General features: G+C 72.6%; 15 protein-coding genes and 1 other RNA gene. 5 read left to right on the top strand and 11 right to left on the bottom strand.

The features are described 5' to 3' along the window. Nucleotides 1–122: 122 nt before the first annotated feature. Nucleotides 123–1,505 carry an MFS transporter gene (locus ACTWP8_RS29290; protein WP_443325103.1) on the bottom strand — a complete coding sequence of 461 codons (1,383 nt, stop codon included), beginning with the start codon at nt 1,503–1,505 and terminating at the stop codon, nt 123–125. Between the two features lie 111 nt (nt 1,506–1,616). Continuing rightward, nucleotides 1,617–2,597: a LysR family transcriptional regulator gene (locus ACTWP8_RS29295; protein WP_443325104.1), complete on the bottom strand. Its 981-nt coding sequence runs from the start codon at nt 2,595–2,597 to the stop codon at nt 1,617–1,619. A 101-nt stretch (nt 2,598–2,698) separates the two neighbouring features. On the opposite strand from ACTWP8_RS29295, the gene ACTWP8_RS29300 reads away from it, so the two are divergent. Continuing rightward, nucleotides 2,699–3,910, top strand: coding sequence for an MFS transporter (locus ACTWP8_RS29300; protein ID WP_443325105.1), 1,212 nt, complete (start codon nt 2,699–2,701; stop codon nt 3,908–3,910). 318 nt (nt 3,911–4,228) lie between these two features. Here ACTWP8_RS29300 and ssrA read toward each other — a convergent pair. The 5 genes from ssrA to ftsE form a co-directional block, all read right to left on the bottom strand. Continuing rightward, nucleotides 4,229–4,598, bottom strand: a transfer-messenger RNA (tmRNA) gene (gene ssrA / locus ACTWP8_RS29305). A gap of 150 nt (nt 4,599–4,748) precedes the next feature. Then, a complete protein-coding gene (gene smpB / locus ACTWP8_RS29310; protein WP_443315429.1) occupies nt 4,749–5,228 on the bottom strand; it encodes an SsrA-binding protein SmpB in 480 nt (159 codons plus the stop codon). Between the two features lie 18 nt (nt 5,229–5,246). Continuing rightward, nucleotides 5,247–6,443 (bottom strand): S41 family peptidase, encoded by a 1,197-nt coding sequence (locus tag ACTWP8_RS29315; protein WP_443325106.1) that lies wholly within the window; start codon nt 6,441–6,443, stop codon nt 5,247–5,249. Between the two features lie 153 nt (nt 6,444–6,596). Further along, on the bottom strand, nt 6,597–7,514 hold the full coding sequence (gene ftsX / locus ACTWP8_RS29320; protein ID WP_443325107.1) for a permease-like cell division protein FtsX: 918 nt from the start codon (nt 7,512–7,514) through the stop codon (nt 6,597–6,599). A 43-nt stretch (nt 7,515–7,557) separates the two neighbouring features. After that, the gene (gene ftsE / locus ACTWP8_RS29325) at nt 7,558–8,247 is read right to left on the bottom strand and encodes a cell division ATP-binding protein FtsE (protein WP_443325108.1); all 690 of its coding nucleotides are present in this window, start codon (nt 8,245–8,247) and stop codon (nt 7,558–7,560) included. Nucleotides 8,248–8,521: 274 nt separating this feature from the next. Here ftsE and ACTWP8_RS29330 point away from each other — a divergent pair, with 274 nt between their 5' ends. Continuing rightward, the gene (locus ACTWP8_RS29330; RefSeq protein WP_443315433.1) at nt 8,522–8,722 is read left to right on the top strand and encodes a hypothetical protein; all 201 of its coding nucleotides are present in this window, start codon (nt 8,522–8,524) and stop codon (nt 8,720–8,722) included. Between the two features lie 145 nt (nt 8,723–8,867). Here the strand turns inward: ACTWP8_RS29330 and ACTWP8_RS29335 are convergent, their stop codons facing one another. Further along, nucleotides 8,868–9,512, bottom strand: a complete 645-nt coding sequence (locus ACTWP8_RS29335) for a PT domain-containing protein (protein ID WP_443325109.1) — start codon at nt 9,510–9,512, stop codon at nt 8,868–8,870. Between the two features lie 325 nt (nt 9,513–9,837). Beyond that, nucleotides 9,838–10,944, bottom strand: coding sequence for a peptide chain release factor 2 (gene prfB, locus ACTWP8_RS29340; protein ID WP_443315435.1), 1,107 nt, complete (start codon nt 10,942–10,944; stop codon nt 9,838–9,840). A 115-nt stretch (nt 10,945–11,059) separates the two neighbouring features. On the opposite strand from prfB, the gene ACTWP8_RS29345 reads away from it, so the two are divergent. Next, complete coding sequence (locus tag ACTWP8_RS29345; protein WP_443325110.1) at nt 11,060–11,257, top strand: hypothetical protein; 198 nt, start codon at nt 11,060–11,062, stop codon at nt 11,255–11,257. 134 nt (nt 11,258–11,391) lie between these two features. On the opposite strand, the gene ACTWP8_RS29350 is transcribed toward ACTWP8_RS29345, so the two are convergent. Both ACTWP8_RS29350 and ACTWP8_RS29355 read right to left on the bottom strand, forming a co-directional pair. Next, on the bottom strand, nt 11,392–12,684 hold the full coding sequence (locus tag ACTWP8_RS29350) for a serine/threonine-protein kinase (protein WP_443325111.1): 1,293 nt from the start codon (nt 12,682–12,684) through the stop codon (nt 11,392–11,394). A 277-nt stretch (nt 12,685–12,961) separates the two neighbouring features. Further along, entirely contained in the window at nt 12,962–14,626 is a 1,665-nt protein-coding gene (locus tag ACTWP8_RS29355; protein ID WP_443325112.1) for a serine/threonine-protein kinase, read from the bottom strand. A 541-nt stretch (nt 14,627–15,167) separates the two neighbouring features. Here ACTWP8_RS29355 and ACTWP8_RS29360 point away from each other — a divergent pair. After that, nucleotides 15,168–19,502: an FtsK/SpoIIIE domain-containing protein gene (locus ACTWP8_RS29360; RefSeq protein WP_443325142.1), complete on the top strand. Its 4,335-nt coding sequence runs from the start codon at nt 15,168–15,170 to the stop codon at nt 19,500–19,502. A gap of 271 nt (nt 19,503–19,773) precedes the next feature. After that, nucleotides 19,774–21,198 carry an ABC transporter substrate-binding protein gene (locus ACTWP8_RS29365; RefSeq protein WP_443325113.1) on the top strand — a complete coding sequence of 475 codons (1,425 nt, stop codon included), beginning with the start codon at nt 19,774–19,776 and terminating at the stop codon, nt 21,196–21,198.

The following is a 21,198-nucleotide window of genomic DNA, read 5'->3' on the forward strand; positions in this document are numbered from 1 at the left end:
ATAGTGTCAACGCCTGATGACGTACGCGGTTCGCCCGCATTTCCCCAGTGTTAACGCGCGTACGGCCCGGGGTTGCCCCAGGCCGTACGCGCCGCTGTTCCGTTCGCCGTGCTCGGCCGCGCTCAGACCTCCGCGTAGGCGGGCGCGGGCCGCTCCGCCACCGGCTGCCCGGCCGCCACCGTGCGCGATGCGGTCCGCCGCAGGTATACGGCCCAGGTCATCACGAAGCACACGGCGTAGAAGGCGAGGAAGGACACGAACGCCGCGGTGCCCGTCCCGGAGGTCATGAAGGACTGCCGGAACGCGAGGTTGATGCCGAGGCCGCCGAGCGCCCCGACCGCACCGATCAGACCGATCGCGGCACCGCCCAGGCGCCGCCCGTAGGCCGCGGCCTCCTCACCGGTCAGGCCCAGCGCGATGGCCTTGGCGTGGTAGATCCCCGGGATCATCTTGTACGTCGACCCGTTGCCGAGGCCGGAGAAGACGAAGAGCGTGATGAAGCCGATGAGGAAGATCGGCAGCGACTTCTGGACCGAAGCGGCGATCACCACACTGGTGGCCACGGCCATCGCCGCGAAGTTCCACAGCGTGATCTTTCCGCCACCGTACTTGTCCGCGAGCCAGCCGCCGACCGGCCGGATCAGCGAGCCGAGCAGCGGGCCGATGAACGTGAGCGAGGCCGACTGCAGCGGTGTGCGGCCGAACTGGGTCTGCAGCACCAGGCCGAAGGCGAAGCTGTAGCCGATGAACGAGCCGAAGGTGCCGATGTAGAGGAACGACATGATCCAGGTGTGCGCGTCCTTGACGGACTCCTTGGAGGCCCCGGTGTCGTTCTTCACCGGCGCGAGGTTGTCCATCTTGATCGCGGCCAGCGCCGCCGCGATGACGATCAGCGGCAGGTAGATCCCCAGCAGCAGCCGCGGCTGCCCGGCGCCGGCCGTGGCGATGACGGCCAGACCGACGAGCTGGACCACCGGCACTCCGATGTTGCCGCCGCCCGCGTTGAGGCCGAGCGCCCAGCCCTTCTTCCGCAGCGGGAAGAAGGAGTTGATGTTCGTCATGGACGAGGCGAAGTTTCCGCCGCCCACCCCGGTGAGCATCGCGACCAGCATGAACGTCGTGTACGACGTGCCGGGCTTCATCACCGCGAACGCCGCGATCGTCGGCAGCAGCAGGAGCCCCGCGCTCACGATCGTCCAGTTGCGGCCGCCGAAGCGCGCCACGGCGAAGGTGTACGGCACACGGATGCAGGCACCGACCAGCGTCGCCATCGCGACCAGGAAGAACTTCCCGGCCGGGTCGATGCCGTACTCCGGTCCCATGAAGAGGACCAGGACCGACCACAGGGTCCAGATCGAGAAGCCGATGTGCTCGGAGAAAACGGAGAAGAGCAGGTTGCGGTTGGCAACCTTCTGACCCGTTTCCTTCCAGAAGGTCTCGTCCTCCGGATCCCACTGCTCGATCCAGCGGCCTCCTTTACGGGATGTCGTCGTCGGGGCAGTCATCACGCCTCCAGAGGGTGTCGGGCCATGGCCGGGTTGTGCGCCGTGAGCCTGACGCTAGAGACGGCGGGTTTCGGGCCCGTGGCGTCAGGTGACGCGTACGAAACCTTGCACTCACCTGCGCGGGGGCGGACCTGTGAGAGCTGCGTCCGCATCCGGCAGCCATGAGCCCGGCGGGAGCCGCAGCCAGCAGTGCGCCTCGGCCAGCGTACAGACGGCCTCGTGGAGGGCGTCGAGGCCGGGGTGACGCAGCCCCGCCCGCCACACCATCGACACGGGCGACAGCGGCACGGGAGCGGCCAGCGGCCGCAGGACCATGCCGGGCACAACGGTGAAGGCCACGCTCGCCAGCACCGACCAGCGCCGCTTGGTCACGATGCGGACGAACTCGCCGTCGCCGTCGATCCCGGGGAACGGCTCGGCCACAGCGATGCCGCGGCCCGCGAACAGCTGCTCGGCGAGGTCCGTCCATTCGGCCGTCGCGGGGTTGCCCGCCGCGGCATACAGCGTCTCGCCGGCGAGCGCGGCCAGAGGAACCTGCGGGAGCGCGGCAAGCGGATGGTCCTCGTGCAGCAGGACCGCCATCGGCTCGTAACGTACGGGACGGTGGCCGAGGCGGGCGCGTACGGCAGGGTCGAGCCCGGCGACCCGTCCGAAGGAGACGTCGAGCCGCCCGCTCAGGATGTCGGCGGCCGCGCCGGTGAGGCCGCTGTGGAAGCGGGCCACCAGCTCCGTGTCGGGGGCCGCGCGGCGGGCCTCCTCCAGCACGCGGTATGCCGTGGACACGGTGGCGCCGACGTCGACGAGCAGCGGGCGCCGCGGGGCGGCTGTGGCGCCGAAGGCGGCCGCCAGCTCGTCCTGGGCGGCCAGGACCCCCTCGGCGTAGGGCAGCAGCCGCTCGCCGTCCACGGTCAGCTCCACGCTGCGGGTGGTGCGAACGAACAGCGTCACGCCCAGTTGCCGCTCCAGCCGCCGGATGTCCCGGCTCAGCGCCTGCTGCGCGACATAGAGACGGGCGGCGGCACGGGTGAAGTGCAGCTCGTCGGCGACGGCGGTGAAGGCGCGCAGCAGGCGCGGCTCTATGTCCCCCAGCATCCGCACAGTCTGACGCACCGCGAACTTTGACAACACAGATGCGTGAATGGCCGCCCAGCAGGTGTTGGACCGGTTCCGGCGCGGACGGCGAGGGTGATCGCATGATCCCGTTCCTGGCCCCGTACGCCCGTGTCTTCGCGCCGCGGGGCGCGCTCGCCTTCACGCTCGCCGGGTTTCTCGCGCGGCTGCCGGTCTCGATGCTCGGCGTGAGCAACGTGGTGATGATCGCGGCCGTGCGCGACTCGTACGCCCTGGCCGGGGCGGTCTCGGCGACCGGGGTCGCGGTCACGGCGGTCACCGCGCCGCTGCTCGGCAGGCTGGTCGACCGGCACGGACAGGCGCGGGTGGCCGTACCCGCGGCCCTGGTGTTCGCCGTCGGCGCGGCGGCGATGCTGCTGTGCGTGCACTACGGCGCCCCGGACTGGGCGCTGTTCCCGGCGTGCGCGGGCTCCTTGGGAGTGCCGAGCGTGGGGGCGATGACCAGGGCGCGGTGGGCGGAACTCCACCGAAGGAGCGGCGAGCTGCGGCACACTGCCAACTCCGTCGAGCAGGTCCTCGACGAGATCTCCTTCATGCTGGGCCCGGTGCTGGCGATGCTGCTGTGCACGCTCGCGTTCCCGGAGGCCGGGCTGCTCACCGCGGCCGCGCTCCTGACCGGCGGCACCCTGCTCTTCGCGGCCCAGCGCTCCACCGAGCCGCCGGTGCGGCCCAGGGCGGCGGGCGGCGGCTCGGGGCCCCTGCGCATATCCGGCCTCGGGGTCGTACTGGCGACCTTCCTGGCGACCGGCGCCCTCTTCGGCTCGTTGGAGGTGGCGACGGTCGCTGCGGTGGAGGAGCTGGGCTCCGGCCCGGCGAGCAGCGCCGTACTGGCCCTCCAGGCCGCGGGGTCGTGCGTGGCGGGCCTGGTCTTCGGTGCGCTGCGGCTGCGGGAGCCGGCCGCTGGCCACTTCGCCGCGGGCACGGCGGCCATGGCGCTGGCCGTCCTCCCGCTGACCGCGGCCGAGAGCCTGTCGGCCCTGTCCGCCCTGCTCTTCCTCGCGGGCATGGCGACGGCTCCGACGATGGTCACCGGCATGACCCTCGTCCAGGCGCTGGTGCCCGCGGGGCGGCTCAACGAGGGCATGACCACGGTCTATACGGGGCTGCTGGTCGGCATCGCGGCGGGCGCTGCGGCGGGCGGCCGGACCGTGGAACATCTGGGCGCAGGCGCGGCCTACTGGGCTACGGCCGCGGCGGGCGCCCTGGCCCTCCTGATCGCCGCATCCGGCTCCGGCCGTTTGCGGGCAGGGCTTCCGGCCCCTCACGCGCCGTAGGGCCTCGCCCGGGACTGGGGCTCCTCGGCCCGGTCGTCGCATAGCCGACGCGACGCTGCACGGGGACCGCGCACCCAGGGAGCGCCAGAGCCGCAGAGCCAAGGCGCTGCGGGGCCGCCCGGCGCTCCGCGCGGCGGAGGAGTCGGCGCCTCGCCCGGGGCTCCCCCGGGCCGCAATACCCCGTAACGAGGACGGCCCCGCCGTAGGCGGGGCCGTCCTCGTATGGGTGAAGTGAAGGGGTGCGGGTGGCGAAGCCGCGCAACAACGACGAAGGCGACGCGGCCCGCGCTTTTCGCGGGCACACGTCGCCTGTCGCCTTCGTGGAGATGGCGGGAATCGAACCCGCGTCCAACGGTGCGGAACCAGGGCTTCTCCGAGCGCAGTCTGCTGTGCTTTTCTCAGCCCCGGCAGTCACGCAGACAAGCTGCCGACGGGCTCAGCCACTGTTTGCTTTCCCACTGGCCCCCGTGGCCGGGTCCAGTGGTTGAGTTCCCTAGCTGATGCCAGGATCCGGGTCGGGAACAGCCCCGGGCTGACACTTCGCAGGTCGCTACTTAGGCAGCGAGGGCGAAGGAATCGCGCTTGGTGTTGGCGATTATTTTTTGCGACACGTGGTTTACGAGATCATTGCCGCTTCCTCGGCTCGCTTCCCCTGCCTCGACATCCGCTGTCGAAACCGATCATCCCCATGTGGTGTTTTCAAGGTGCGCACCCCGTGGGGTGCAGGTGCCATCGTACGGGATCAACACAGGCCGGGGCCACCATATTCCGGGCGTCCGGGGCGCCCGCGCCGCCCAGGCATAGGGCTCGGGGCGCCCGGGGGCGCCGAGTCCGGCGGCTACGCCCGCTGCCGCCGCCGCGCCGCTGAGATCGCCCGCTCCGCCTCGCGCCTGTCCTGCTTCTCCCGCAGCGTCTGCCGCTTGTCGTACTCGCGCTTGCCCCTGGCCAGCGCGATCTCGACCTTGGCCCGGCCGTCCTTGAAGTACAGCGACAGCGGTACGAGCGTGTGCCCGGTCTCCTGCGTCTTGCCGATCAGCTTGTCGATCTCCGCCCGGTGCATCAGCAGCTTCCGCTTCCGCCGCGCCGAGTGGTTCGTCCACGTCCCCTGGCTGTACTCGGGGATGTGCACGTTGTGCAGCCACGCCTCGCCGCCGTCGAGCTGCGCGAAGCCGTCCACCAGCGAGGCCCGGCCCTGCCGCAGCGACTTCACCTCGGTGCCGGTCAGCACCAGGCCGCACTCGTAGGTGTCCAGGATGAGGTAATCGTGCCGCGCCTTCTTGTTCTGCGCGATCAGCTTGCGACCCGTCTCTTTAGCCATAGCGAGGCCATTGTCGCACTACGAACCGTGGCCGAGGCCACCCAATACCGTGCGCGCCCGCTCCTCCGCCCCCTGCCGCACGGCCAGGTCGGGGGCGATGCCGTCGCCGTCCACGCTTCGCCCGGCGGGGGTCCTGTAGTGGCCCACGGTCAGCTCGGCCACCGAGCCGTCCGGCAGCTCGCTGGGCATCTGGACCGCGCCCTTGCCGAAGGTGCGCGAGCCGACGACCACGGCCCGGCCGCGGTCCTGGAGGGCGCCCGTCAGCAGCTCGGCCGCGCTCATGGTGCCGCTGTCGACGAGGACGACGAGCGGGCTGCGGTGGTCCCCGCCCTCCTCCGCGTAGAGGGCCCGCTGCCGGCCCTGTACGTCGTACGTGGCCACGAGGCCGCCGTCGAGGAAGGCGGACGCCGCGGTGACGGCCTCGGTGACCAGCCCTCCGGAGTTGCCGCGCAGGTCGAGCAGGATGCCGTCGCCGTCGCGCACCTCCCGCACCGCGCGCCGCACCTGCTCACCTGCGCCCTTGGCGAAGGATTCGACCTTGATGCGGGTGGTGCGGCCGTCGGCGGACCGCTCCGCGGTGACGGTCTCGATGGCCAGGCGGGTGCGGCGCAGCGTCTCGTCCCAGCTCCTGCCGGCCCGCTCCAGGCCCAGCGCGACGGGCGTGCCCGCGGCCGCCGCGCGCCCCCCGTACGGCTGCGCTTCCCCCGCGCCCCGCAGCAGCGATACGACCTCGGTGACGGGCCGGCCCGTTATGGGCTCGCCGTCGATCGTGCGCAGCCGGTCACCGGCCGTGATGCCGGCGCGGTCGGCGGGGCTGCCCGGCTGGACCCCGGCGACCTCGATCCTGCCGCCGGGTCTGCATCGCACCCACAGGCCGACGCCGACGTACTCGCCGTCGAGGGCCTGCTGGACGTCCTCGTACTCGCGGGCGCTGTAGACGGCGCTCCAGCGGTCGCCGCTCCGGCTGACCACCTCTTCCGCCGCCTCGGAGCCGGACTTGCCCTCGGCCATCGCCTTGGCGGCGGCCTCCGTGACCTCGGCCCTGTCGGTGCTGCCGACCGCCGAACGGGCCCCCGCGCCGGGGTAGTTGCCCGCCTCGCCGCCGAGAGCGCTGGCGGCGGCCGCGCCGGTCACGAGCACGGTCGCAAAGACGAACGTCAGGGCCGCCCCGCGGCGAATGCTGCGGGGCCGGACGAACATCGACGGGCCCGACATGCCGGTGAGTCTAGGACAACGCAGGGGCGCCGCAGGGCAGGTTGACCCTACGGCGCCCGGGGCATACGTCACACCTTGAGGCACTTGCGGAGCACGATGAACGGCGCAAGCGCGGGCGTAACGAGGCACAGCGCGGCGCAGCGAGGCAGGCTGTCACACCTTCAGGTACTTCCGGAGCGCGAAGAAGGCCGCGAGCGCGGGCATCAGCAGGCCGATCGCGAGCACCAGCGGCAGCACGGCCAGCACCGCGTCCCAGCCGATGAAGTTGATCAGCTGCATCTTCTCGGCGAGCGCCAGGCCGTGGTCGATGAGGAAGTAACGGCCGACCAGCAACATCACGCAGGCGCCGACCGCGCCGAGCAGCCCGGCGAAGGCCGCCTCCATGATGAAGGGCACCTGGATGTAGAAACTGGACGCGCCGACCAGCCGCATGATGCCGGTCTCCCGGCGACGGCTGAACGCCGAGACGCGGACCGTGTTGACGATCAGCATCAGCGCGACGATCAGCATCAGCGCCATCACGCCCAGGGCCGCGTAGTTCATGCCGTAGAGAAGGTTGAAGAGGTTCTCCAGCAGGCCCTTCTGGTCCTGCACCTCCTGCACTCCGGGTCGGCTCGAGAAGGCGCTGGAGATCACCTGGTACTTCTCCGGGTCCTTCAGCTTGATCCGGAAGGACTCCTGCATCTGGTCCGGGGTGAGGGAGTCGGCGAGCGGCGAGTCGCCGAACTGCTCCTTGTAGTGCTTGTACGCCTGGTCGGCCGTCTCGAACTGCACGCTCTCCACGACCGGCATCTTGTCGAGGTCGGCCTTGATCTCCTGCTTCTGGTTCGCCGTGACCGCACCCTTGATGCAGTTGACGTCACTCTCCGCGTCGTTCTTGTTGCAGAGGAAGATCGAGACGTTGACCTTGTCGTACCAGTAGCCCTTCATCGTGCTCACCTGTTCCCGCATCAGCAGGGATCCGCCGAAGAGGGCGAGCGAGAGGGCGACGGAGACGATGACCGCGAACGTCATCGTGAGATTGCGACGGAGACCGACGCTGATCTCCGACAGGACGAACTGGGCGCGCATGATGTCCTTTCAGGGGAGGCTGCAGCGGCTACGGGCGCACGTCTCAGTGCTGGTAGCCGTACACACCGCGCGACTGGTCGCGTACCAGCCGGCCCTTCTCGAGTTCGATGACGCGCTTGCGCATCTGGTCGACGATCTGCTGGTCGTGCGTGGCCATCACGACCGTCGTGCCGGTCCGGTTGATCCGGTCCAGCAGCTTCATGATGCCGACGGAGGTCTGCGGGTCGAGGTTGCCGGTCGGCTCGTCCGCGATGAGCAGCATGGGGCGGTTGACGAACGCCCGCGCGATGGCCACGCGCTGCTGCTCACCGCCGGACAGCTCGCCCGGCATGCGGTCGTCCTTGCCGCCCAGACCCACGAGGTCCAGGACCTCGGGCACGGTCTTGCGGATCTGGCCGCGCGGCTTGCCGATGACCTCGAGGGCGAAGGCGACGTTCTCGCCGACCGTCTTGTTGGGGAGCAGCCGGAAGTCCTGGAAGACGGTCCCCAACTGGCGGCGCATGTGCGGCACCTTCCAGTTGGAGAGCTTGCCCAGGTCCTTGCCCAGCACGTGAACCATGCCGTGGCTGGCCCGCTCCTCACGCAGCAGCAGTCGCAGGAAGGTGGACTTGCCGGAGCCCGAGGAGCCGACGAGGAAGACGAACTCGCCCCTCTCGATCTCGAGCGAGACGTCCCGGAGTGCGGGACGTGTCTGCTTGGGGTAGGTCTTGGAGACGTTGTCGAATCGGATCACGGATGCACCAGGGTCGACCTGTAAGGGGGAACGGGACGCCCGGGGTACGGGATCCCGTCGGTGAGCGTGACCATACGCGAACCGGGAGGGGCCGTGCAGTCGCCGGTAGGGGTTGAGCGTTTATTCACGGCACCTTCAGGTACAAACCAGGCATTGGCCTCCCGCGCTTGATTTGCGGGGCGCGCCGGATCGTACGGAAGCTGGCACAGTGGTGGGGGGAGGGCGGAACCGAATCGCCTCCCCGCGCGTTGGCCACGGTAGAGGAGGAGATCGCATGACATGCGACCGTCTGGTGTGCGCCAACTGCGCGGCCCCGGTGAGCGAGGGCCGCTGCCCGGTATGCCGGGCCAGCAGGGAGCGGCTGCACCAGGAGGGCGGCCTGGCCGGGATTCTCGCCGGGCTCTCCCCTGCGGCGCTCCTGGCCTTGCTGGTGGTCCTGATCGCGGTCGCCGTGCTCGCCCATCAGGCGGCGTAAGCGCCCCACCACGCGCCGTAAGCACCACACGACGTAAGCATGGCGTAGCGGAGACCTACGGGCATCCCCACGGCATACGGCGGCCCCGGAAACGTGATGGCGTTCCGGGGCCGCTCGCTTACGCGCTGTGAGTGCGGCTCAGCACTCAGGCCGCCGCGCCGCCACCGCGGTTGACCAGACGGGGCAGCATGCGGAAGCCGATGCCGCCCGCGATCATCGTCGCGGCGCCGACCAGCAGGAACGCGGTCTCGGAGGCACCGGTCTCGGCGAGCTCGCCCTGGGGCGTGCCCTCGGTCTGGGCGAGCTCTTCCTTGCCCTCGCCCTGCTCGACGACGTTGGAGCCGCCGTCGACGTCGGCGCCGGAGTCACCGTCGGGGCCGGGGTTGTTGCCGTTGCCGTTGCCGCCGCCGTTGCCATTGCCGCCGCCGTTGCCGTTACCCGGGTCCGTCGGCTCCTCCGTGGGCTCGGTGGGCTCATCGGTGGGCTCGGTCGGGACATCCGTGGGGATGTCGGTCGGAATGTCCGTCGGGACATCCGTGGGGATGTCCGTCGGAATGTCCGTGGGGATGTCCGTCGGGAGCCCGGTCGGCTCGTCCGTCGGGTCGTCGTTGCCGTTGCCGATACCGACCTTGACGCCCTTCTCGTCGGCGTTCGCCTCGACGCCGACGCCGGCGACATCGACGTCGACGCCCACGGCCGAAGCGGCGCCGGCGGCGGTCAGCGACGCACCGGCGGCGATCACCGTGCCGGCGGCTATCCGCGCAACACGCAGCCGCATCTTCTTTGTCATCTGCCTGCTACCCCCAGTAGCTGTTCTCGTCAGTGGAGCAGCCATGCACCGAGCGGCGGTCGCATGGGGGGAGATCGCAATACGGGACACTGTGTCCCGCCCCGCCCCGTTCCGCACGCATCCCAGTCATGGGCATGCCGCGCTTCAGCTTTCCCAGATTTCACAGCAGCGTCAAGGTCATTGCGCACGCTATGTCTTGTTTGCTGGCACTTGCCCGGCGTAAAGGAAAAGGACTGTGACGAAACCCGCTACGAAAAAGGCAACTGCCGCTCGATGAGCGGCAGTTGCCTTTTCAGCACTTGTCCGAATCAGAACCGTTTCCGTCTTACTTCTCTTGCTGCTTGCGCCAGCGGATCCCCGCTTCGAGAAAACCGTCGATGTCGCCGTCGAGCACCCCGTCCGGGTTGCCCACCTCGAACTCCGTCCGGAGGTCCTTGACCATCTGGTACGGATGCAGGACGTACGAACGCATCTGGTTGCCCCAGGAGTTGCCGCCGTCGCCCTTGAGCGCGTCCATCTTCGCCTGCTCCTCCTGGCGGCGCCGCTCGAGCAGCTTCGCCTGGAGAACGTTCATCGCAGTCGCCTTGTTCTGGATCTGCGAGCGCTCGTTCTGGCAGGAGACGACAATGCCGGTCGGGATGTGCGTGATGCGCACGGCCGAGTCGGTGGTGTTCACGCCCTGGCCGCCGGGGCCGGAGGAGCGGTAGACGTCGATCCGCAGATCCGATTCGTCGATCTCGACGTGGTCGCTCTGCTCGACGACCGGGAGCACCTCCACGCCCGCGAAGGACGTCTGTCGGCGGCCCTGGTTGTCGAACGGCGAGATCCGGACGAGCCGGTGGGTGCCCTGCTCGACGGAGAGCGTGCCGTACGCGTAAGGGGCCTGGATGGCGAAGGTGGTCGACTTGATGCCGGCCTCCTCCGCGTACGAGGTCTCGTAGACCTCAGTCTTGTAGCCGTGCCGCTCCGCCCAGCGCAGGTACATCCGCTGGAGCCGCTCGGCGAAGTCGGCGGCGTCGACACCGCCCGCCTCGGCGCGGATGTTCACCACCGCCTCGCGGGCGTCGTACTCGCCGGAGAGGAGGGTGCGGACCTCCATCTCCTCCACCGCCTTGCGGACGGCGGTCAGCTCGGACTCGGCCTCGGCACGGGCGTCCGCGTCGCTCTCGGCGTCGGCGAGCTCGAAGAGCACCTCGAGATCGTCTATCCGGCTCCGCAGCTCCTCGGCCCGGCGGACCTGGCCCTGGAGGTAGGACAGCCTGCTGGTGACCTTCTGCGCGTTCTCCGGGTCGTCCCAGAGGGAGGGGGCCGCCGCTTGCTCCTCGAGCACAGCGACATCTGCCCTCATCTTGTCGAGGTCGAGGACGGCCTCGATCGACCCCATGGTCGAGGAGAGGGACTTCAGCTCTTCGGATACATCGACGACTGCCACGGGTCCAGCGTAACGGCTGCGCGCGGCAGCCCCTCCGGTGCCGCACAATGGGGGACACAGGGAGCACCGCCTCCCCCGGCAGGACCCGCAGTCATCTCGAACGAGGAGGGTCGCCGTGACGGACAAGAACGAGGACGAGCAGCCGACCGCAGTGCAGCGCCCGCTCCAGCTCCGCACCGGTGGCGAGACGCCGATCGACCCGGAGGACCTGGTACGGGTCTCCGGGCGCGATGTGACGCCCGAGCGGCTGAAGTGGGCCGAGCGTCTGATCAAGGAGAAGGGGTCGGCCGCCGCCGAGCGCTACCTCCCCTGAGCTTCCCGAGCTCTCTGCGAGCTCTCTCCGAGGCCTCGCCGATGTCCCGCCGAGCCTCAGAGCTCCCCGAGGTCTTCCGGAGCCCCTTCCGTTCCAGCCCCTGAGCTGCCGCCCCCGAGCCCGGCAGCCCAGCCTCAGGGCTGCGAGGACGCGCCGTCGGACCTGCTGTCGGAATGACCGTTGGACTGCTCGTCGGGCTGTTCGACACCCGGCTGCGTCGCGTCCGCGTCGTCACCGCCCACCGCCAGCCAGCCGCCGATTCCGGCCGCGGCCGCCAGCGCCACCGCGGCGGCGCCCAGCTTGATCCTGCGGCGGCGCACGGCCTCGGAGACGGCCCGGTGGCGGGCGGAGCCCGGGCGGTGCCCGCCCGCGGGGCGCGGCACCCGGGCCGTGCCGCGGGCGCCGCCGGCCAGCTCGTCCGGGGCGGGGACGCGCATGCTCGTGTGCGTGTCCCGGTTGGAGTCCGGGGCCGAGCCGTGCACCAGCGGCACGGCGCCGCGGCGCGGGGCCTCGGTCGCAGTCCGGTACGGCTCCTCCTCGTACGCCGCCGGGTCCGGGTCCTCGGGCTCCGAGCCCGGCTCGTCCACATCCAGCGGCGGGATACCGGCCAGTCCCGGCAGCAGCTCGCGCAGCCGGCCGGCGAGCTCGGCGGCGCGGAGCCGCGATGCGGGCGACTTGGCGAGGCACTGGACGAGCAGCTGCCACAGCTCGTCGGGGATGCCGGGCAGGGGCGCCACCGTCTCGGTGACGTGGCGGCGGAGGATCGCGCCCGGGTGGCCGCCGCCGAAGGGCGTGAAGCCCGCCATCAGCTCGTAGAGGACCGTGGCCAGGGCGTAGATGTCTACGGCGGCGCGGGGCGGCAGGCCCTCGACGATCTCCGGGGCGAGGTAGTCGGGCGTACCGATGATCTTCGTCGCGCGAGTGCGGCTGGGGGCGTCGACGAGCCGGGCGATGCCGAAGTCGGTCAGCAGGGCCGGGTGGGCGCCGCCGGGCCCGAGCGGGCCCTGCATGTCCAGCAGGACGTTCTCCGGCTTGACGTCGCGGTGCACGATCCCGGCGGAGTGCGCGACCGCGAGCCCGTCGGCGACGTCCGCGGCGATGGCGACGGCCGCCTCGGGCGCGAGGCGGCGCTCGCGGTCGAGGCGGGTGCGCAGATCGGTGCCGCGGACGAGGTCCATGACGAGCGCGAGGTCGCTGCCGTCCACGACGAGGTCGCGGACGGCGACGACGCGTGGGTGGGAGAGGCCGAGCAGGGCGGTGCGCTCCTGGACGAACCTGCCGACCAGCTCCTGATCGGAGGCGAGGTCCTCGCGCAGCAGCTTGATGGCGACCGGGCCCTCAGGGCCCTCGCCGAGCCAGACCGTGCCGGCGGACCCGCGGCCCAGGACCTGATGGGCGGTGTACCGGCTGCCGATGTTCCGTGCCAAGACTGCTCCGACGTGTCGTGCCCCAGCGCCTTCAGGGCCGCCAGGGGCTGGCGTTGGCGACAAAACTACGCCCCGCGCGATGCCGACCGTCACTTCTGTGGCGGAAATCCCCCGTCAGAAGTCGATAAATCCCCAGACTCGTAAGGCTCTTCACGGCATTCCGGTGCCGCATCGGAAACCGATTGAGCTCCGGCGGAATCGAGGTGTGTCCCAATTCCCGGGAGCGGTGTGGCTGTTACCCGGCGCGGTACGGCTGTTACTGGGCGCGGTACGGCTGTTACTGGGTGCCGGAGCCTGTGCCGGGCTCGGACGGACCGCCGAGTTCGGAGATCCAGTCCGACACGTCGCCGATCCAGTTGCTGGTCGCGTCCCAGAAGCTCTTGCCGTCGGCGATCCAGCCCTGGAGCGGGGTGAGCTCCCAGATGAGCCAGGCGGCCACGACGAGGATCACGATGGTGAACAGGCAGCCCTTGAGGCAGCCGAGCCCGGGGATCCGCATCGGGTTGGCGCTGCGGCCCCGCGGCTCCCGGCGCGGGGCCTCGGGCGGGGGCGCGTAGCGCTGCGGCTGCGGCTCCTGCCTGCGCCGCGGCCGCTGCTGGGGCTGCTGCGGAGGCGGGTACGGGGCCGGGGCCTGGCCGCCCTGGGGGCCGTACGGCTGCTGCCCGTACGGCTGGGGCGCGGGGGCCGGGCGGCGCTGCGGGCGGCGGCGCAGCGGGTCCTGGCTGGGGTCCAGGTACTGGACCTGGGTCTGCTCGTTGCGGTCGCGGGCCGCGCGCAGCTGGTTCTGCCAGGGGTGCTCCGGGTCGCCCACGGGCGGCATCGCGCGCGTGGGGTCGGCGTCCGGGCCGCCACCGGGGCCGCTGCCGTGCTGCATGACCTGGGTGGGGTCGGCGTTCTGGCCGCTCGGGGGCAGCACGCTGGTCGCGGCGTTCGGGTCGTACGAGCCCGCGCCCTGCGGCAGCACCTGGGTCGGGTCCGCGTCGCCGCCCGCGGGCGAGGCTGCGGCACCCGTGTCCGGGACCGGCGCGGGCGCCGGGTCGGGCGCGAGCAGCGCGGCCACACCCAGCGCGGCCTCGGCCTGCTGGGCGGAGGCGTGCACGCCGACGCCCGACGCGACCACGCGCAGGGCGCGGCCGAGGTTCTCGGCGCTGGGGCGCTCGTCCGGGTTCTTGCGCAGGCAGCGCTCTATGACCGTCCAGAGGGGGTCGGGGACGGTGGTGGGGCGGCGCGGCTCCTCGCTGAGGTGCCGGTGCAGCACCTCGAGGGCGGTGGCCCCGGCGAACGGCGGACGGCCGGTGACCAGCTCGTACAGCAGGATGCCGGCGCCGTAGATGTCGACGGCGGAGGTCTGCGGGCGGCCCTCGGCGGACTCGGGGGCGACGTACGCGGGCGTGCCGACGAACTCCTGGGTGCGGGTCAGGCCCGGGGAGTCGGCGAGACGGGCGATGCCGAAGTCGGTCAGCATCGGGTGGAGCTGGCCCTCGGAGCCCGCGAGCAGGACGTTGGCAGGCTTCAGGTCGCGGTGCACGATGCCGTCGGCGTGGCTGGCGGCGAGGGCGTCGGCGATCTGCGCGGTGAGGAGGGCGGCGGCGACCGGCGTGAAGGGTCCGCTGTCGCGCAGGTGGCGGTGCAGGTCGGGGCCCTCGATCAGGTCCATGACCAGGGCGAGGAGATCGCCCTCGACGACGAGGTCGCGGGTCCGCACGATGTTCGGGTGGGTGAGCCGGAGCAGGACGGACCGCTCGCGCAGGAAGCGCATCACGACGTCCGGGTCGCTCGCCAGCTCCTCCTTGAGGACCTTGATCGCAACGGTCTCGCCGGGCTGGCCCGGCACGGCCGCCTCGGCGCCCGCAGCCTCGCGCTGACGGGCCCGCCAGACGGTGCCCGTGGCGCCGCGCCCCAGCGGCTCCTCGAGCAGGTACTTGCTGCCTACCGGCCGCACGTCATGTGCTCCCTGATCGTGGTCTTGGTGTTCCCTGGGCCGCCGGAAGGTCGCGGACCCGTTCGACCCACTGTAGTGCCGTCGCAGGGGGTTCACCGGGCCGACCGCTGATCGCGGACCACCCCGCGGCTTGTGGGGAAGACGCGCATTCCGGGCGGATGGTTGCCGGGCGGGCGGGGGCGTACGGGACGGCGCGGGGCGGGCGCCCGGATGCCGCGTTTTCCATGTGTGCGGGGTGGGCCGGGGGCCGCGTGTGGCCGGGAACTCATACGAGGGACTCGGTCCGGCCGTGGCACCGGCCGCCAACAGGAACTTTCCCGTCGTTCTTCATGCCGTTCCCGGCCCAATCATGATCAATGGTCAGCTGTTGCGGGGCGAAGTGTCAGCGGCAGGTGCGAGGATGCATGCCAGCACGGAAGCGGTGGGGAGCGGGGGACTCAGCGCGACGTGGTGACTTGTACGTGCCGAAGTGCCCGTGCGCGGCGGGGAGTTGGGCAGCCCGTGCCGCGTACCCCCCGGGCAGAAGGGACCGTTGACGGCGATGCAGATCCGGCTGACCGTCCTCGGGCCGCGCGGCGGCCATGCCGCGCGCGCCTGCGACGTGCTGGTCACGGCCCCGGCCGGGACGGCGCTCGCCGCGGTCGCGAGCGGGCTTGCGGCTGCCGTGGCGGCGACTGCCAGAGCGTCCGACGGGGCGGGGCCGGCGGGGGTCGGAGGACCCGAGAAGTCCTGGGCCGAGGGCGCGGATTCGACGGCAGGCGGTTCTTCGGGGTCCTCAGGGCCGGTGGTGCTGTACGCGGGCGGCGAGCGGCTCGACGCGCAGCGCTGCGCGCTGGGCGAACCGCCGCTGACGGACGGTGCGGTGCTGTCCCTCAACGCCCCGGCCGCCCCCGGGCGGCACCCCGGGGTGCCCCAGGAGGCGCCCTCGGACGCCTCGGTGCAACTGCACGTCGTAGCAGGGCCGGACGCGGGCGGCGTCCACCTGCTGCACAGCGGCCGGATCAGCATCGGCCGCTCCGCGGACGCGGACGTACCGCTCGACGACCCGGACGTATCGCGCCTGCACTGCGCGGTGACGGTCGCCGACGACGGGCACGTCACGGTCGCGGACCTCGGCTCCACGAACGGCACCGCCCTCGACGGCACCCCGCTCGACAGCGGGCCCGCTCCCTTTCGTCCGGGTGCGTTGCTCCGGGTGGGCGAATCGGCGCTTCGGCTGGTGGGGGCGGAACGGTCCCTTCCAGGAGCGGAGCCGCCAGCCGACGCGAGTTCGCTGTCGGACGCGGGTTCGCTGTCCGGCGCGGGCTCGCCGTCCGTTCCGGCTGCGGGTTCCGGCGCGGGCGCGTCTACGGGTGGGGGCCGGGCGCCCCTCCCGGACGTACTGCCGACCGCCCCGGACGGTGAGGGCCACCTGCGGGTGGGTCTCCGAGGACGGCCGTCCCCGGAGGCGGTCCCGGGCGCCGCGGGACCCGTGGCCGGGGCCGCGACCAGGCACGCCGGCCAGTCTGCGCCCGGCGCCGAGGGGGCCGGGAGCGGGGGGCCAGGGAGCCGGGCGCCGGCCGGTGCGCCGTATGCGCCCGGTCGGCAGATCGCCACCGCGGCCGCCGGCCAGGACGACTTCGGCCATACGACGTCCGCCCCCCACCGTCCCGCCCGTACGACCCACGTCTGGGGCACCGGCGGACAGGCCGGGCCGCCTCCTGTGGGCCCATCCGCCTCAGCCCCGAACGCGCACGCTCCAGGGCGTACCGACCAACCACCGGCGGATGACTACCCGGAGCCGGACCGCGCCGAGCACGGCCCCGGCGCCCCGGGCACCCGCCACGGAGCACGGCAGCACCCGGCGCCAGGCACGGCGGCACCCTTCGCACCCGGCACCCCGCCGCCCCGGCCGTCATGGGCCACCGGCCCCTACGAGGAGGGCGGGGATCCCCGCACCGCACCGAGGAGCGGCCCGGAGCCGCCCGTAGGCGGGAGGGTGCCGCAAGGGTCCGTGCCGCCGCCGCGTGCCGGTGGCGATGAGGGGGAACGGGCGCCGCAAGGGCCGCCGCAGCAGCCGCTGCCGCCCCGAGGCCAGGCGCCCGGCGGGGCCGTGACCGGTCTCAGCGCAGGCGACGGACAGACGCCCGTGCCGCGGCGGGCAGCGAATGACAGCCGCGGGGGCGCTCGGGCAGGCGCGCACACCGGCCCGGACGGCGCCCCGTACACAGGCCCGTATGCCGACCCGTATGCCGGAGGCGCAGGCGCCGAGACGGCGGGCGGCTCGGCTGTGCGCGGCGTTCAGGGGCCCGGGACGCATGTTCAAGGCGGAGGGCCATGGGCGAGCGACGGCGCCACGGGCGCCGGGCGGATCCCGGAGCCGCGACGAACCGGCAGGCCTGCGGAGCCGCCCCGGCGCCCGACGCGGTGGGGGCGCGGGATAGGAGCCTGGGCGCGGCGGCTGGCCGCGGGGCGGGACATCGACGAGGCCGCCGAGCCCGCTCCGCGCGAGGCCCACGGCGCAGAGCGCGCGCCCGCCGAGGGCCCCACCGCCGCATACGAGCGGTGGCCCGACCCCGCCGGCATACTCCTCACCGCACTCGGCCCCGGCCCCCGCCTGTGGGAGCGCGGCGCGGGCCACCCGGACGCGCTCGTCGTCCGGCTCGGTACGACGGACCGGCCCGGCGCCCCCGCCACCCCCGTCACCGTCGGCCTCCGCGAGACCGGCTCGCTCGGGCTCGCCGGGCCCCGGGCGCGGCTCGCCGGGCTCGCGCGTTCCGTCGTGGCGCAGCTCGCCGCCCTCCACCGCCCCGACGACCTCGAGATCGTCCTGATCAGCACGGACCGGGTGCGCAGTGCCGGCGAGCGCCTCGCCGAGTGGTCCTGGCTCGGCTGGCTGCCACAGCTGCGGCCCGCCCACGGCCAGGACTGCCGCCTGCTGCTCGCATACGACAGGGACCAGGCCTCCGCTCGTACCACCGAGCTCGTACGGCGGCTGGACGACGGCCTCCTGGGGCCGAGCTGGGTCACCGCGGACCGCGCCGCGATCGCGGCCGCATCGCGCCAGTACGACGGCCCGCGCACCGTGGTGATCGTCGACGGCGACCCCGGATCGGCCGCGCTGCGCGGGACGACCGCGAGGCTGGCGGCGGGCGGTCCTGTCGCCGGTATCCATCTGCTCTGCCTGGCCGACACGCCTGCGGCCTCGCCCGCGTCCCCGCTCACCGCGACCTTCGAAGCGGCGTGTACCGCCTCGCCGCCCTTCTCCGAGTGCGGGGCGGCGGGGCTGCTCAGCGGCGATGTCGCCACCGCGCTCCGGGTGATGCCGCTGGGCCCGGCGGGACCGCTGAACAACGGCGTCGTCGCGGGCGTGGACGCGGTCTCGGCCGCGTGGGCGGAGCGCTTCGCCCGGGCGCTGGCGCCGCTGCGCGCCGCGGACGCGCCCGGCGCGGCGACGGCGAGCGGCTCGCGGCGGGTCGCCGCACCGCTGCCTCGTACGGCCCGGCTGCTGGACGAGTTGGGGCTCGCGCGGGCCACCCCGGCTTCCTTGATGGCCCGTTGGGCCGCGGCGACGGACGCGGGCCCGGCGACGGACGCGGGCCGGGCGGCCGACGCGAGCCGGGCGGCGGGCACGAGCCGGGTGGCCGGCGCGAGCCGGGTGACGGAGGACGGGCGTGTGACGGAGGGCGGCCGGGTGGCGGAGGGCGGCCGGGCGTGGGCCGTGCTGGGCGCGGGGCCGCACGGCCCGCTCGCCGCGGACCTCACCGCCGAGGGCCCGCATCTGCTCATCGAGGGCGGTCGTGGCACTGGCAAGACCGAGCTGCTCCGGTCCCTCGCCGCATCCCTGGCCGCCGCCGACCGGCCCGACCGGGTGTCGCTCGCCCTGGTCGACGGGGGTGGCGCGGAGCGCGGCGAAGGGCTGCAGGTGTGCACCGACCTGCCGCACGTCTCGACGTATCTGGCGGCCTCGGACCCGGTCCGCATGCGGGAGTTCGCGCAGGCGCTGAGCACGGAGCTGAAGCGGCGGGCGGAGCTGCTCGGCGGGCTCGGCTTCGACGACTGGCACCGGCAGCGGGCCGTCGCGGCGCGCCTGGTCACGCCGCGCCGCTCGACCGAGCAGGGCACGTACGGCGGGAACGGCACGTATGGAGGGAGCGGTGGGAACGGGGGGAACGGCGGGAACGAGGGGAACGGCGGTCGCGGCGGGAACGACAGGCATGGCGGCAACGGCGGGCACCCGGCGGCGGACCGGCGCGCGGAACACGCCGACGACGGGGATGCGGAGTCCGCGCCGAGCGGGACGCTGAAGCTGCGCGCGGCCGACCCCGCGGCCGGTGGCGCGGGCTCGACCGGGCCCACGCCGCTGCCGCGGCTGGTCGTACTCGTCGACGACTTCGACGAGTTGGTGGCTCCGGGCCTGGGCAGTCCGGGGCGGCCGGCGGCGGGTTCCGTGGTACGCGCGCTGGAGGCGGTGGCCCGGGACGGCGCGCGGCTCGGGGTGCACCTGATAGCGGCGACCGGGCGCCCGCACCGTACGGCCGGGACGGCCGCGGCGGCGGCCGGGCAGGCGGGCCTGCGCATCACTCTGGACGTGCTGACCACGCGGGCCGAGGGCCCGGACGCGGGCGAGGCGTCGGCGGGGCGCGGGCGGCTGGTACGCGGAGACGGCTCGCAGACACCGTTCCAGGCGGGCCGGGTGACGGGCCGTATCCCCCGTACGGCTACGCAGCGGCCGACGGTGGTGCCGCTGGACTGGGAGCGGATGGGGGACCCGCCGACGCGGCGGCCGCTGCGCGAGCTCGGCAACGGGCCTACGGATTTGGCGCTGCTGGCCAGCGCGCTCCAGCGGGCCGCGGCCCAGTCCACGCCCCCGGCCGAGCCCCTGCGGCTCCCCTGAGTCCTGCCGAGCACGACGTCTGCCGCGTTGTGGGCATTCGTTCCGCGGGGCTGGGGGCACCTCCCAGCCCCGCGGAACGAATGCCCACACCCTTGGCGTGATGCAGATCACAGCACGGTCACAGCAACCCCCTCGTGCCGGAGGCGGTATTGCGGCTGATCCCGTCCGGGCGTAGGACTGTCCGCACGGGACGTACGGAGCACGTGTGCGCGGCCGTCTGCGGGGTCCGCGCTACGGCGCAACGGGGAGGACAGCAGGTATGCGCACAGCCATGGCCACACCACTCACCACCCGAAGCACCACCCCATCGACCCACACCACCAGAACGAGCCGTACAAGCCGCACAACTCGCGCCGCCCTGGCCCTCGTTGCCACGAGCGCCCTCGCCCTCACCGCCGCCGGCTGCGGCGGGGACGACGGCAAGGACGGCGACGCCGGGGGCGGAGGCGCTGCGAAGGACAGCGCGCCCACCGTCCAACTCCCCAAGCTGAACGGCCAGAAGCTCCAGGTCGCCGCCGTATGGACCGGCGCCGAGCAGAAGAACTTCACCGCCGTCCTCGACGAGTTCGAGAAGCGCACCGGCGCCGAAGTCTCCTTCGTGCCGACCGGCGACAGCATCTCCACCTTCCTCGGCACGAAGATCGAGGGCGGCGAGCCGCCGGACGTCGCGATGCTCCCCCAGGTCGGCGCCCTCAAGCAGTTCGCCGACAAGGGCTGGCTCAAGCCCGCGGGCACCGAGGTCACCGCCCAGCTCGGCAAGAACTTCTCGAAGGGCTGGCAGGACCTCGGCGCCCACGAGGGCAAGCAGTACGGCGTCTACTTCAAGGCCGCCAACAAGTCCCTGGTCTGGTACAACGCCGCGGCCTTCGAGAACGCGGGCGCCTCGGAGCCCAAGACCTGGCAGGAGTTCCTGGACACCGCCCAGACGGTCTCCGCCTCCGGCGTCCCGCCGGTCTCGGTCGGCGGCGCCGACGGCTGGACCCTCACCGACTGGTTCGAGAACGTCTATCTCTCCCAGGCCGGCCCGGAGAAGTACGACCAGCTGGCTCAGCACAAGATCAAGTGGACCGACCCGTCCGTGAAGCAGGCGCTGGAGACACTCGGTGAGCTCTTCGGGGACAAGACCCTGATCGCGGGCGGCCAGAACGGTGCGCTGCAGACCGAGTTCCCCAAGTCCGTCACGCAGACGTTCGCGGGCGGCGACACCCCGGACGCCGCGATGGTCTTCGAGGGCGACTTCGTCTCGATCAACATCGCCACCGACACCAAGGCGAAGATCGGCACGGACGCCAAGGTCTTCCCGTTCCCGGCCGTGGGACGGCAGTCCCCGGTGGTCAGCGGCGGCGACGTGGCCGTAGCGCTGAAGGGCGGCAAGGGAGCGCAGGCGCTGCTCACCTTCCTCGCCTCGACCGACGCCGCCGAGATCTGGGCGAAGGCGGGCGGCTTCATCTCGCCGAACAAGGAGCTCGACCTCAAGGCGTACCCGAACGACGTCCAGCGCGACATCGCGAAGGCGCTGATCGAGGCGGGCGACGACTTCCGGTTCGACATGTCCGACCAGGCTCCGGCGTCCTTCGGCGGTACGAAGGGCGAGGGCGAATGGAAGGGGCTCCAGGACTTCCTGAAGAACCCCAAGGACGTGGCGGGCACCCAGCAGAAGCTGGAAGCGGACGCCGCCAAGGCGTACAAGAGCTGA

The sequence above is a fragment of the Streptomyces sp. 7N604 genome (assembly GCF_052245475.1).
Taxonomy (GTDB): Bacteria; Actinomycetota; Actinomycetes; order Streptomycetales; family Streptomycetaceae; genus Streptomyces.

Coding starts and splice junctions, on each gene's coding strand:
- ACTWP8_RS29365 (WP_443325113.1), top strand. CDS start 19,774: ATGGCCACACCACTCACCACCCGAAGCACCACCCCATCGACCCACACC.
- ACTWP8_RS29360 (WP_443325142.1), top strand. CDS start 15,168: ATGCAGATCCGGCTGACCGTCCTCGGGCCGCGCGGCGGCCATGCCGCG.
- ACTWP8_RS29315 (WP_443325106.1), bottom strand. CDS start 6,443: ATGTCGGGCCCGTCGATGTTCGTCCGGCCCCGCAGCATTCGCCGCGGG.
- ACTWP8_RS29330 (WP_443315433.1), top strand. CDS start 8,522: ATGACATGCGACCGTCTGGTGTGCGCCAACTGCGCGGCCCCGGTGAGC.
- ftsX (WP_443325107.1), bottom strand. CDS start 7,514: ATGCGCGCCCAGTTCGTCCTGTCGGAGATCAGCGTCGGTCTCCGTCGC.
- smpB (WP_443315429.1), bottom strand. CDS start 5,228: ATGGCTAAAGAGACGGGTCGCAAGCTGATCGCGCAGAACAAGAAGGCG.
- ACTWP8_RS29335 (WP_443325109.1), bottom strand. CDS start 9,512: ATGACAAAGAAGATGCGGCTGCGTGTTGCGCGGATAGCCGCCGGCACG.
- ACTWP8_RS29300 (WP_443325105.1), top strand. CDS start 2,699: ATGATCCCGTTCCTGGCCCCGTACGCCCGTGTCTTCGCGCCGCGGGGC.
- ACTWP8_RS29290 (WP_443325103.1), bottom strand. CDS start 1,505: ATGACTGCCCCGACGACGACATCCCGTAAAGGAGGCCGCTGGATCGAG.
- ACTWP8_RS29295 (WP_443325104.1), bottom strand. CDS start 2,597: ATGCTGGGGGACATAGAGCCGCGCCTGCTGCGCGCCTTCACCGCCGTC.